The 13,614-nt window shown below is 47.2% G+C and carries 11 protein-coding genes; 1 reads left to right on the top strand and 10 read right to left on the bottom strand.

Annotation, left to right across the window (positions count from 1 at the left end):
- Positions 1–21 precede the first annotated feature (21 nt).
- The 10 genes from BUB85_RS06605 to BUB85_RS06560 all read right to left on the bottom strand — a co-directional run bounded on the left by BUB85_RS06605 (position 22) and on the right by BUB85_RS06560 (position 12,206).
- Entirely contained in the window at positions 22–576 is a 555-nt protein-coding gene (locus BUB85_RS06605; protein ID WP_073107214.1) for a LemA family protein, read from the bottom strand.
- A 54-nt stretch (positions 577–630) separates the two neighbouring features.
- Positions 631–2,064 carry an adenylosuccinate lyase gene (gene purB, locus BUB85_RS06600; RefSeq protein ID WP_073107209.1) on the bottom strand — a complete coding sequence of 478 codons (1,434 nt, stop codon included), beginning with the start codon at positions 2,062–2,064 and terminating at the stop codon, positions 631–633.
- A 61-nt stretch (positions 2,065–2,125) separates the two neighbouring features.
- Positions 2,126–3,553: an amidophosphoribosyltransferase gene (gene purF, locus BUB85_RS06595; protein WP_073107284.1), complete on the bottom strand. Its 1,428-nt coding sequence runs from the start codon at positions 3,551–3,553 to the stop codon at positions 2,126–2,128.
- 13 nt (positions 3,554–3,566) lie between these two features.
- Entirely contained in the window at positions 3,567–4,277 is a 711-nt protein-coding gene (purC, locus tag BUB85_RS06590) for a phosphoribosylaminoimidazolesuccinocarboxamide synthase (protein WP_073107204.1), read from the bottom strand.
- A 221-nt stretch (positions 4,278–4,498) separates the two neighbouring features.
- Positions 4,499–5,185 carry an amino acid ABC transporter ATP-binding protein gene (locus tag BUB85_RS06585; RefSeq protein WP_073107199.1) on the bottom strand — a complete coding sequence of 229 codons (687 nt, stop codon included), beginning with the start codon at positions 5,183–5,185 and terminating at the stop codon, positions 4,499–4,501.
- A gap of 15 nt (positions 5,186–5,200) precedes the next feature.
- Positions 5,201–5,851, bottom strand: a complete 651-nt coding sequence (locus BUB85_RS06580; protein ID WP_073107194.1) for an amino acid ABC transporter permease — start codon at positions 5,849–5,851, stop codon at positions 5,201–5,203.
- Positions 5,852–5,933: 82 nt separating this feature from the next.
- Positions 5,934–6,773, bottom strand: a complete 840-nt coding sequence (locus tag BUB85_RS06575; RefSeq protein WP_073107189.1) for an amino acid ABC transporter substrate-binding protein — start codon at positions 6,771–6,773, stop codon at positions 5,934–5,936.
- Positions 6,774–6,880: 107 nt separating this feature from the next.
- Positions 6,881–7,648: a hypothetical protein gene (locus BUB85_RS06570; protein ID WP_073107184.1), complete on the bottom strand. Its 768-nt coding sequence runs from the start codon at positions 7,646–7,648 to the stop codon at positions 6,881–6,883.
- Positions 7,620–8,906, bottom strand: a complete 1,287-nt coding sequence (locus BUB85_RS06565; RefSeq protein ID WP_073107179.1) for a DUF5716 family protein — start codon at positions 8,904–8,906, stop codon at positions 7,620–7,622. Before BUB85_RS06565 ends, BUB85_RS06570 begins: the two co-directional genes overlap by 29 nt.
- Before the next feature lie 12 nt (positions 8,907–8,918).
- Positions 8,919–12,206 (bottom strand): DUF5717 family protein, encoded by a 3,288-nt coding sequence (locus tag BUB85_RS06560; protein ID WP_073107172.1) that lies wholly within the window; start codon positions 12,204–12,206, stop codon positions 8,919–8,921.
- 126 nt (positions 12,207–12,332) lie between these two features.
- On the opposite strand from BUB85_RS06560, the gene BUB85_RS06555 reads away from it, so the two are divergent.
- The gene (locus BUB85_RS06555; protein ID WP_073107165.1) at positions 12,333–13,424 is read left to right on the top strand and encodes a pyridoxal phosphate-dependent aminotransferase; all 1,092 of its coding nucleotides are present in this window, start codon (positions 12,333–12,335) and stop codon (positions 13,422–13,424) included.
- The last annotated feature ends 190 nt before the right edge of the window (positions 13,425–13,614 follow it).

The following is a 13,614-nucleotide window of genomic DNA, read 5'->3' as shown; positions in this document are numbered from 1 at the left end:
CTCCCACCTCAACAACAGTCTCTAAAAAGAAACCTTTACGTTCTCTCTCTCTGCCTGATCATTCACCTCATACAAAGGCTTTCTCTTGAACCCAAACATGCCTGCTATCAGATTGCCCGGGAACATCTCCGTCTTCGTATTGAACTTGTTCACTACACCATTATAATATCTTCTGGATCCGGCAATTTCTTCCTCGATGCGCTGCAGCTGATCCTGCAGCTGCAGAAAGTTCTGATTAGCCTTCAGATCCGGATATGCTTCTGACACAGCAAACAGGGACTTTAACGTACCAGACAGTATATTCTCATTGGCGATACGCTGTTCCTGCGTTGTGGAATTCATCGCTGCGTTCCTCGCTGAGATCACTTTCTCCAGCGTTTCAGACTCATGCTTTGCATATCCTTTTACTGTCTCCACATAATTAGGGATCAGGTCGTATCTCTTTTTCAGGGATACATCCATTGCCGAGAATGCTTCTTCACACTTGTTGCGCAATGTGACAAATCCATTATAAGCACCGACCAGCCATACTGCAATCACAATCACAATAACCAGAATTACAATTCCTACTACCATAATTACCTCCAACAGGGCGGATACTCCCCGCCCTTCTTCTTTTACGGTCTCACTTTATACGTTAATTTCTGCCTTGATTCCAAGCAGCTCTTTCTTGTCTTCCAGCATTGGGTTCACAACGTTTTTCAAGAATGCATCCACCTGTACTTCTGCACGTCCGGTGTATCTGGACGGATCCATTGTCTTCTGAAGTTCCTCAAGTGACATGTTGAATGCAGGGTCAGCCGCTATCAGTTCAAGAAGATTGTTGTCCAATCCCTTTTCCTTGACATTTTTGCCCGCCTCCATGGAAAGCTCACGGATTCTCTCATGAAGCTCCTGTCTGTCACCACCGGCTTTTACTGCATCCATCATGATGTTTTCCGTTGCCATGAACGGAAGTTCAGAACGCAGACGTTTCTCGATAACCTTCGGATAAACCACCAGACCATCCACCACGTTGAGACAAAGATCCAGGATTCCGTCAATCGCGAGGAATCCTTCCGGCACACTGAGACGCTTATTTGCTGAATCATCCAGCGTTCTCTCGAACCACTGCGTTGCAGATGTGATTGCCGGATTCAGTGCATCCACCATCACGTATCTGGAAAGAGATGCAATCCGCTCGCTTCTCATCGGATTTCGCTTGTACGCCATCGCAGAGGAACCGATCTGTGACTTCTCAAATGGTTCCTCCACCTCTTTCAAATGCTGAAGAAGACGAATATCATTGGAAAACTTGTGTGCGCTTGCAGCAATACCTGCCAGAACATTGACCACTCTTGTATCCACTTTTCTGGAATAGGTCTGTCCCGATACCGGATAGCACTCCGCAAAGCCCATCTTCTGTGCAATCATCGGATCGATCTTATCGATAGTCTCCTGATCTCCGTCAAACAGTTCCAGGAAACTTGCCTGTGTCCCGGTCGTTCCCTTAGAGCCCAGAAGCTTCAGGCTGCCAAGCACATACTCCAGATCCTCCAGATCCAGCATGAACTCCTGCATCCAGAGCGTAGCTCTCTTTCCGACAGTTGTCGGCTGCGCCGGCTGAAAATGTGTGAATGCCAGCGTCGGAAGTGCTTTGTTTGTGTCCGCAAACTTCGCAAGCTCATCGATCACATTGACCAGTTTTTTCTCTACCAGTTTTAGCGCCTCCGCCATCACGATCATATCCGTATTGTCTCCCACGTAGCAGGAGGTCGCTCCCAGATGAATGATTCCTTTGGCTTTCGGGCACTGCACCCCGTATGCATACACGTGGCTCATCACATCGTGACGTACCTGTTTTTCCCGTTCCTTTGCCACATCGTAGTTAATATCTTCCGCATGCGCTTTCAGTTCTTCGATCTGCTCCTCTGTAATGTTCAGCCCTAATTCCTTCTCCGTCTCCGCAAGTGCGATCCAAAGCTTTCTCCATGTCCGAAACTTCATGTCCGGCGAAAAAATGTACTGCATCTCTTTGCTTGCATACCGCTCGGAAAGGGGGCTTACGTATCTGTCTGTTGTCATTTTTTTCTCCTTTCAAATCAGGGACAGGGTTAACCCTGTCCCCATATAAGAACTATGTTTTTTATTCAAATGCCTGACTGATGTCCTCATTCGGCACTTCCATCGGGTAGTTTCCTGTAAAACATGCGTCACAGAACTTCAAATCTCCTACCATGTTTTTTAATTTATCTACTTCCATGTATCCAAGTGAGTCTGCGCCGATCAGTTCCCGGATCTGATCCGTTGTATGCGAATGTGCAATCAACTGTTCATTGGACGGTACATCAGTGCCAAAATAGCACGGATACAGAAACGGCGGTGAACTGATTCTCACATGTACCTCGGTTGCTCCCGCCTTCTTCAGCATCTTGATGATATTGGCACAGGTCGTTCCACGCACGATGGAATCGTCCACCATAATGATCCGCTTTCCTTTTACGACTTCTTCGATCACATTCAGCTTGATCTTCACACTGGTTTCTCTGGCACTCTGGGTCGGCTTAATGAACGTTCTTCCCACATAACTGTTCTTGTGGAACGCCATGCCATAAGGAATCCCGGACTGTTCTGAGTATCCCTTGGCGGCAACCAGCCCCGAATCCGGGACTCCAACCACGAGGTCTGCTTCAACCGGATAAGATTCCGCCAACGCTTTTCCCGCCACAATACGGGAATGATAAACATTGACGCCGTCGATGGTGCTGTCCGTTCTGGCAAAATAAATATATTCAAAAATGCATCTCGCCTGTTTCTCTGCCGAAACTGCAAGACTCATATCTGAATCCACGCCATCCTTTGTGATGCTTACGATCTCCCCCGGGAGTACATCTCTGACGAACTCCCCGTTCACTGCCGCGATCGCGCAGCTCTCAGATGCAAGAAAATACGTGTTGTCTCTCTTTCCGATACAAAGTGGCTTCAGACCAAGAGGATCTCTCGCTCCAATCATCTTTCGCGGTGAACTGACCACAAGTGCATATGCACCCTTGATCTTCATCATCGCATTCTTCACGGCATCCTCCGCAGTCGTCACATTCAGTCGTTCGCGCGCGATATGATAAGCAATCACCTCGGAATCAATGGTCGTCTGGAAAATTGCCCCGGTATACTCCAGCTCTTTGCGAAGTTCGATCGCATTTACCAGATTGCCGTTATGCGCAATTGCCAATGTTCCTTTTACGTAATTGATGACAAGTGGCTGGGCGTTCTCAACTCTGGTTCCTCCCGCTGTCGAATAGCGGACATGCCCCACTCCGAGATTTCCTTTCAGACTCTGGAGTACTTCTGCGTCAAACACATCATTGACGAGACCAAGTCCTTTTTTCGAGAGAACCTTTCTCTGTCCGTTCGTGTCCGTCACTGCGATACCACAGCTTTCCTGCCCTCTGTGCTGTAAGGCAAACAGCCCATAATATATGGAGGATGCCACATCATTTCCATCCATATCATAAGCACCAAACACACCACATTCTTCGCCCATTCCGGTGGTTACTTTTTCAAAATCACTCATCTTCGGAAACTCCTTATTCAATGCCTAACCTCTTGAAGACTTCGTTGTAAGCGTCTTCAACGTTGCCAAGATCCCTTCTAAAACGGTCTTTGTCGAGTTTTTCATTCGTATGTACATCCCACAGTCTGCAGGTATCCGGTGAAACTTCATCAGCAAGAATGATCTTTCCTGCAGAGTCTTTACCAAATTCAATTTTAAAGTCAATCAGTTTCATGTCTGCCTGAAGGAAATAAGCTTTCATGATCTCATTTACTTTCTTCGTGTAAGCCTTGATCGTGTCGATTTCTTCCTGTGTAGCCAGTCCGAGTGCAAGCGCGTAATCATCATTGATGAACGGATCACCGAGATCGTCGTTCTTGTAGCTAAATTCCAGGATAGGGCAGAGAAGCTCTTTTCCTTCCTCCACTCCCATTCTCTTAGAGAAACTTCCCGCTGCAACGTTACGCACGATTACTTCCAACGGTACAATCTGCACTTTTTTCACTGCTGTCTCTCTGTCACTTAATTCTTCTATAAAGTGAGTCGGGATTCCCTCTTTTTCAAACAATTGAAATACATGGTTGGTCATACGATTGTTAATTACACCTTTTCCTACGATTGTGCCCTTTTTCACTCCGTTGAATGCAGTCGCATCATCTTTGTAATCTACGATTACCACATCCGGGTCCTCTGTTGCATATACTTTTTTGGCTTTTCCCTCGTAAAGTTGTTCTAATTTTTTCATTCGTTTCCACCTGTCCTTTTCATTTAATCACTATGATTTTCAAATTCTAGTCGTATAAAGTATAATACAAGGTTTCCAAAAATGCAATCATTCCCATCAACCTGTATCATAATTTATTATCGGTATACATATAAGTACGTCTAATAAAAAACAGACTGTTATCTCTTTTATTAATTAATGTCCAGTCTGTTTTTTGGAAATTCTTCACTTCTTTTACCGCTTTAATCATTATTTAATTTTCCCAGGAACTCCTGCATACGGGCGTTGTCCGAACCAAACACCTCCTCCGGTGTCCCCTGCTCCGCGATCACGCCTTTGTCCATGAAGATAATATGATCTGCTACATTTTTTGCAAAATTCATCTCATGGGTCACAATCACCATGGTCATATGCTCCGCCGCCAGATCCTTGATCACCTTGAGAATCTCTCCGGTCAGTTCCGGATCCAGCGCCGAGGTCGGCTCGTCAAAAAACAGGATTTTCGGATTCATGGCCAGCGCCCGCGCAATCGACACCCGCTGCTGCTGTCCGCCGGACAACTGGCATGGATATGCCTCCTCCTTATCCTGAAGCCCCATCTTTTTCAGAAGTTCCCGCGCCTCCGCATAAACCTCATCTTTTTTTCTTTTCTGAACGCGGATCGGCGCATCCGTGATGTTCTTCAAAACTGAGTAGTGGGGGAACAGATTGAAGTTCTGGAATACCAGCCCGAACTGTCCCTCATATCTGATTTCCCCGGCATCCTCCTTCTCCAGATTCGTCGCACAACGGAGCAGTGTCGACTTTCCGGAACCGGAAGGTCCGATAATAGCAAGAACCTCACCCTCCTCCACCGTAAGAGAGATGTCTTTCAATACTTCCAGCCCATCAAAGCTCTTTTTAATATGCTTCATTTCCAGTAAACTCATGACATTCCCTCCTTATTATTTATAATAATTTAATTTTTCTTCGATTCTCTCCATCACGACCGCCACGATCAGGTTAAACAGATAGTAAAAGGCCGCAGCAGCGATGAACGGAACCATAGATGTCTGTGCAGATGCAATCTGTTTTGCGATTGTGAACATCTCCGCAACTGCAAGCACAAAGGCCAGGGACGTATCCTTCACCAGTGTGATCACCTCGTTGGTGACAGATGGGAGAATCCGTTTCAACACCTGCGGAAATATGATATGAAAGAATGTCTGAAATTTATTATATCCCAGCAGTCTCGCAGCCTCATACTGTCCCACTGGCATGGACTCGATCCCGCCGCGGTAGATTTCCGCGAAATATGCCGCATAATTGATGGCAAATCCGATCAGTACAGCCGCCATCTGGTAGCCCGGTGCAATCCGAAGACCAAATATGTAATACGGCCCAAAATATACGAACATCAGCTGAAGCATAAGCGGAGTTCCACGCATGATAGAAATATATACCTTCGCAATCCATTGTATGATTTTGATTTTTGACATTCTTCCGAACGCCACCACCAGTCCCAGTGGAAGTGAAAAAAGCAGCGTGGCCGCAAAAATAAGGATTGATATTTTCATCCCCTGCGCCAGCTGCGCGATTATTGATATTATATTCATCCTTCATGTCCTCCGTATCTGTTTTTATCGAAAAAGTCAGGCTGACTAAGCCTGACTGATTCTTTTTATAAAGCTTTCCTGCTTATTTCCCAACGCACAATGCAGATGGGATATCATCTGATGCGTAATTCTCAGCGATCTCTGCCACAGTTCCGTCTGCCACCATCTCGTCAAACGTCTTCTGAACCTGATCTCTCAGCGCCGTGTTGCCCAGCTTAAAGCCGATTGCATACTGCTCTTTTGAAATTTCGCCATCCAGAACTTTGAGTTTTCCGTCAGCAGTATATCTTGCTGAAATTGCTTTGTCCATGGCAACTGCATCCGCTGCACCTGCCTCCAGGTTCATTGCCGCAGTGTTGTAATCCGGCACCTCTGTCAGCGTTCCGAATGTATCTGCCAGATCCTTTGCATCTCCCTGCAGTGCTTCTAATGCTGCTGAATCAGCCTGCACCAGAACCGTTTTTCCTGCGAGATCTTCCTGACTCTTAATATCGGAATCTGCACTCACTAGAAAGATTTGTGAATTGTCGATATACGGTTCAGACCATGTGTACTCATCCTCACGTCCGGTCATTGTGAATCCGTTCCAGATACAGTCGATAGTTCCAGAATCCAGTTCCATATCCTTCGCATCCCAGGAAACCGGTTTTTTCACAAGTTCCCATCCGTTGCGCTCACATACCTCCTGTGCCAGATCCAAATCGAACCCTACATACTCGCCACTGTCATCCTTGTAGCCATATGGCGGATACTCTGCATCAAAGCCCACTGTAAAAGTGTCACCCTTCTGCTTCTCAACACTCTCCGTGGATGCTTTCGCATCGGAACCTCCGGATGTGGTCTCGCTCTTGCTGCCGCATCCCGCAAGAATTGTAGCTGCCGCTAAAGCTGCTGTCAGTAATAATACCATTCTCTTTTTCATAAATAATAGCCCTCCGCTTCATTCTTTTAGCGATGGATTACTCTACCACGCTAAACTGCCTTGACATCGTATCATACTTTTGCTGCGATGTCAACGAATCACCCGGCTTAAATATGACTTCTCCGATACTGTTTCTTCCATTTTTCCAGCAATGCTCTGGAGGGCTCAATATGCACATTCTGCTCCACTTCCTTCTGCTCTATGTGCATCTGTGCATTGATATCCGCCAGTTTTTCGTTGTTCGTAATCAGGATGTGGTACTCCTCCATCGACATGTACCGGCTGGATGCATATAAATATGGCTTCAGCAGCACATCGTCCTCACAGATATGATATGCTCTGTCATACATATTGGCCGCCTCCTGATAAAGAAACAGTCTTCCGTAAGCCGCGCCCATCCCCGCATAAATGCGGCCGTAGAAGGTCTTGTCGACGGTCTCGTCTCTCTCACCCTGCAGGATGGACCGGTATACCATAATAGCTTCTTCCATCTCTCCGCTCTCGAGCAGGTTGTCCCCCTTGTACTTCTGGCGCTCTATGTCCTTCTGATTTCTCAGTCGTTCCAGTACGTTCTGGATCCGGATCATCTCCGTCTCCGCATATATCCTCGATTCCGTCAGAATGGCAAGCACGAAGTTCTCGATGGAGCCACGCCGCGCCAGAATGTCAATCAGCCGTTCCGCCAGCTGTTCCAGCCCCAACTCCTCCGCCAGCCAGTTACACAATTGTTCATTCATAATCGTATAATCGATCAGATACAGATTGTTGCATAAATAATAGCATAACTCTTCTATCGTATAGATTTTGCGGTGAATCCGGGTGATTTCATAGGCGTGATCTGCTTTTCTATTGTGACAAAGAATTAAACTTCCCATCGTTTCCTCCTAAATGAATGATCTTAGAATCTTCAAAATCCGTGGCCGGGAAAAATTCCCCGAAACCAACATCACGGATTGTCACCTTGCAGGTCCTCTCATCCAGAAAATGTGTTTCAACCCGCAGCCGAACTGAATATTCATTCCGCTCCGGCAGCTGCGCCAGTGAAAAACTCTCTGTCTGGATGGTTCCCTGCGTCAGTGATTCCACATGAAATTCCACATCCTCCGCATCCTCCAGCAGAACCTCCCAGCTATTGTCGGACTCATACCAGTGCGCTCCCCAGGATACGATCGGATACCAGATTTCCTGGCCATTCACACGCATCGGAACCGTGATCCGGTCCGTAAGCTTGCTGTTGTCCAGATAGATCGGTGCCTCCGCCGTAAGAAAGGAATTGCGGTACGCCGTATAACAGGCTCCCTTGCTGTACAGATTGTTCCCGATAAATGCCCGGCGCCCGTTGCAGAGCACCCGCAGTGATTCCGGGTACCAGTTGTTCTCAAATCCTTCCCCTGTCAGAAACACAGAGGACACGATTCGTTTGTCGAACACGCTTACCACAAAATTTTTAAATCGCATATCGGCATCCTGCGCCTTGTCCTCATTCAGCACCGGGTAAACTGCAGCCAGCTCCTTCATGTGTGCACTGGCCACCTCATCCACCGTCACAAACGTAGATTTTCCCATGCCGAACTCCGGCTTCAGACGCCTCAGCATATAGGCCCGTACTTCATTTCTGTCGCAGTAAAACAATGCCGCATCGTACTGCCATAACTCCTTCGGCTGATAAAACAGATAATTGCAGAAGCTTTCTTTATAGTCCTGTATGAAAATACGCGTCTTGTCTATCCCAAGTTTTTCTCCGATCTCGCGGAGTAATTTTGCGATTTCCTCGTCCAGACTTGGAACGCTGAACACGATTCCATCGATTCTTTTTAACGACTGCAGCGACAGCTCGATAAATTTGTAGAGAAGCTCTGATGCATCGTAAATCTCTTCCCCCAGCTCCACTTTCTCGCCTGCGATACTCTTGGTATACAGCTTCGAGGCTGTAAAGCCCTCTTTAATCGTCACCAGACGTTTTGCCTCTTTGCCGTACGCCCATGTATCCCTCAGTTTTCCTATGATCAGAGGTATTTGAAAATTGTCCTCGTCCACTTCCAGTGTCTCCGGTTCCATCTGCTGGTCATTATAATAACTGATCTGGCAATTCTTTTCATTGATATCATATCCAACTATATTGCCTTGTCCCAAGTTGTTCACCTCCTAGTACTGCTCAAACATATAAGCTGCCAGCGCCTCTTCCTTCGCATAGGCCTCCATGCGCTTCGCCTTTGTGTCCTCCTTCGCAAGAATCATCCGGTTCAGCTTGCCATAGCGGCCTTTTTCCCCTCGCATCGGACGCTTCTCATATACCTGCTTATCGCTCCGGTAGGAGTTGCCGTCCACTGTTTCCTTGAAATAGTATCTGATCCGTTCTCTCGCATAGAGTACAAATTTTTTCACATAAATATTGTCATACATCGGTACAAGGCTCTCCATCTGATACGTGCCTCCCTCTGTATTTCCATTCTGAATCTGGTAGTAGAGCATCACACGGCTCCCGCGCTGCCCTCTGTATTCAATCAGTGTCTTGTCCCACAGTTGAAATTCGATCAGCCAGTTCTCCTCATATTCCATGAAGAACGGGAAATAGATCTGCCTTGTACAAAGATCCTGCATAAAGGCTTTCAGCGTCTTGCGTAAGGAACCGCTAAATTCTCTCGTCGAGTAATATTTCAATACCGCAATCTTGCAGATGTCAAGAATCTGCTCACCCTTCTCAAATTCCTTGCAGATAATGTCAATCACATTGCGGTGAATCTTTCTGCTCTCTACCACATACTCCTTCGAGGCGTAGTTCAGATAAGCCTGCTGCAGGCGGAAATAAGCCCCCTCTGCATAGTATTCCTCAAAAATAGCCTCCTCGCCGAACATCTCCTCCGAGAAAAGCATCTGCGTGATGATTCTCTCAGACAGCGGATGCGTGTGGATCTCATATTCCTTCGCCTCCCCCCAGAGCTGCTTCATCTCCGAGGTCGTTCCACAGAAGAAATTCGTCAGATACGTCAGCGTGACCCGGTCATACTGCTTTTTCTTAAACAGTTCAAAACACACATACGTCAGGAAATCGTCACTCGAATAGTTGGTCTCCCTGATCACCTTGCTGCACAGCGCCAGAAGCTCATCCTCCCCGAAGTTCTCGATGTTCTGCTCCTTCACCGTCTCCAGCGTCAGTTCTTCCTTAATGTTCTCTCTTCCGCCCTGGGAATTCGTATTCATATAGCGCTTACACATATCCATGTAGCGCAGTTCGTAGAATAATCGTTTGCTTTCATACGGAACGGAGTCCGTGTAATGACGTCCTTCTTTTCCCTCCCATACGATCCGGTCCGTCTTAGAATACAGGAACACACGTGCCCCATTCTCCGTATACGGAACCTTCTGTGTAATGGTTCCATCGTCACTGATCACCTGCAGATATTGTATATTCGGTACCTTTGTCGTAATCTCATACGCATGGCAGATATCGTACAAAGCCTTGATCCGCTCTGGATCCATAAGATCCTCCACCAGAAAACGCTTGTAAATAATCCGAAGTCTCTCGTTCACACGGCGCTTCTCAAGCTGCTTCAACGCAAACTCTTCCATGGACTCCCTGTAATGTGCAAAAATCTCACTGCTGTCATCCACATAGGTGATCAGGTTCGAGAACAGGAGTGCACATTTCTCAAAATTCAGTGCATTGCCATGCATAAAATACAGATAGACCGATCTCGGGAGCGGCTTGGAAAAGTGCTCCACTTTGATGGATGCCATATAATACTCATAGAGCTGTGCAATCTTCAGTTCCGATTCCACCGCCTTCTCGTACCACATAAAATACACGTTGTCCGTACAACTGCCCTTGATCAACAGTGTACAGATTGCCGTCAGGATCATGGAATCCTCGTACATCTTATACGCTCCGACCAGTACGCCGTATAGATGCTTGTCGAACTGCTTCTGCTGGCTTGCCAGATTGGCCGTGTACAAAGCCAGTTCCTTCGTCAACAGTTTGTATTTCGTCGCAAACAAAAGCACATGGATCTCGAACGTCCCCAGACGCTTCAATGTCGTGCTCTTTTCGCGGTAGATCTTATACGCCTCCATATAGAACAGAATGCTGTGCGCCCCCTCGAAAAACTGTTGTTCCAGAACGCGGAGCCGCTCGCTGTAAATCTTATACTGCTGATCCACATTGACCAGCATACACAGAACCTTCCAGCTGTCCGGATTCTTCAGGTAAATCTTGGACAATTCCTCGGCAACCTTACGCTGCCCCACATTGTCGTTGCTGAGCAGCGTGGTCAGGTACAGATAATAGGAGCTGATCTCAATATTTTTTCCGATTGCAAACCGGTTGTAGTTGTAGGATTCCAGCACCCGCTTCGCCTCGTCCCTGCGGTTTCCAAGCAGGAAAATATGGGCCTGTACCAGCAAATACATCTCGTTTGTCTTGTCAAGTTCCCGGATTTTTCCAATCCTCTCCAACGCATCGTCCACCCAGGTGTTCAGATCCGTCGTTCCAGCCTCATATGAGATGTAACTCTTGAGGAGATGGGCATACTCAATATCCGCAAGCTGATATTCATCATCCTCGACCACGTCTTTCGCCACAACCACCTCGTAAGTCAAAGTCTCATACGGTGTCTCCAGAATGATCTGACCGAAATTGTTGCCCTTGTGAAGCGCCACATTCCGGATAAAGTATTCCAGTCTGTAGGAACTGCCGATAAATTCATCTGTCGTGATCTTGGTATGCTCCACCATGAGGAAATCGCCTTCCGTACGAACGTCAATCTCCAGATAGCCCCACGTGTTCTTTGTGATCGTCAGCATCTCTTTTCTGGTTTCCGTCACATCCGAAAAAGCCCTGCTGACTTCTTCCATCATCAGGAATATCTTTTCCTTCTGTTTGCAGCCCACCAGAAATTCCTCCAGCGCCTGCTGGTCAAGCTCCCATTTGCGCATGTTGTCGTAAAGCGCTTTGATCCTCTTATCCTCGTATTTTAAAATCTCATAAAAATCCCGGCTTCGGAACAGCTTCTCAGCCTCCGCAAAATCGCGGTAAGACAATTTTTTGAAATCATCCAGACTCTGCACCTTGCCGTAAGCGGTCATAACGAAAGGTTTCTCTATGATCGCGGTAAATGCGACCTCATACTCTCCGCCGTTACATACAATGGTAAATGTTCCGTGTTCCACATGTCCCGGCAGCAAACCGGTTCCGTCATATGTAAAATAGATATTTACCGGATTTCCTTCGAATCCCTGCTCCTCGCACTGCACACGATAAGAGGAAGGATACACCAGTCCCCTGATGTCCCCGTCCAGCTGATTCTGCAGCGAGAAGCTCCCTTTATACATTTCGCCTTCACCGACACGAAGGATCAGTCTCGTCTCCGGAAATATTACATCCGGTTTTTGAATTTGAAAATCTCCTTTTGAAAAACGTTTTATCTTATTCTTCAATATCCGTCACCTACTTAATTATTTGTCACATTGCATTTTTCCATAAACATACTATAATAGATTATAGCATCAATTCAGTGTGACATGCAATGCTGATATAAAAGAATTTCAAAGGAGATTGTATACATGAATACAAAACCAGCTTTTCATGGCAGCGACCTGGAGGCCGTCTCTGCCTATTACCATATTCCCCAGGCTTCTATCCGCAATTTCGGCTCCAACGTCAATCCACTGGGATTGTCTGACGCTGTCCGGACCGCACTTGCTGACAATCTCGATCTGATCAGCACTTACCCTGATCGCGAATACACTTCTCTTCGGAAGTGTATCGGCGACTATTGTTCCATCTCCCCATCCCATGTCATCGTGGGAAACGGCTCCACCGAGCTGATTGCTCTGCTCATAGAGCAGCGTGCGCCGAAGCACGCCCTGATCGTCGGTCCTACCTATTCTGAGTACTCCAGAGAGCTCGACTTTGTTGGTGGTGTTCAGGACTACTATCTGCTTCGCGCAGAACACGATTTCTCTCTGGATCTCGATGACCTGTGCAGTCATCTCACAGCCAACATCGACCTGCTCATTCTCTGCAACCCCAACAATCCGACATCATCGGCCGTCACCCAGGATCAGATCCGGGCCATCCTGGAACACTGCAGGCAGAAGAAGATCTTTGTAATGATCGACGAGACCTATGCCGAATTTGCCCCAGACGTCTCTGCCATCACAGCGATGTCGCTGGTGGCAGACTACGACAATCTGATGATTCTGCGCGGGATCTCCAAGTTTTTTGCGGCTCCGGGACTGCGGTTGGGCTACGGTGCGACAAGCAACCAGACCTTTTTATCCCGCCTGAAGGAGCACCAGAATCCATGGTCTCTAAACAGCCTTGGCGCCTTTGCCGGAGAACAGATGCTCAAAGATCAGGAATACATCGCCAGAACACGCCGGCTGATTTTGTCCGAGCGGGAGCGGCTCCTCCAGAAGCTTCGCAGCTTTCAGGGTGTCCGGGCATATGACGCAGCTGCCAATTTCATCCTGATTCAGATCACAAAAAAAGGACTCACAGCATCTGCGGTGTTCGAACACTGCATCAAAAAGGGGCTCATGATTCGGGACTGCTCTTCTTTCGAGGCATTAAACGGCGAATATGTCCGATTCTGTATTCTGAATCCGGAGGATAATGACCGGCTTCTTGCCGCCCTGCAGGAATTATTTTAACGCAGTCCGGCCGGATTCATTATTCTAGCACAGTCCAACAGCTTGCAGTCCTTATTCCATAGCATAATTGCACTTCTCACACTGACAAGCCGCCCGCCAATATGTTTTTTACATATTGGCGGGCGGCTTTCTTATCTGCATCTTTGATCAGACTTCTTTTTATTATTTTTTCAATATCAGAGCCCTAAAA

Source organism: Hespellia stercorisuis DSM 15480 (genome assembly GCF_900142165.1).
Taxonomy (GTDB): domain Bacteria; phylum Bacillota; class Clostridia; order Lachnospirales; family Lachnospiraceae; genus Hespellia; species Hespellia stercorisuis.
This window is presented reverse-complemented; position numbering and strand designations above follow the sequence as displayed.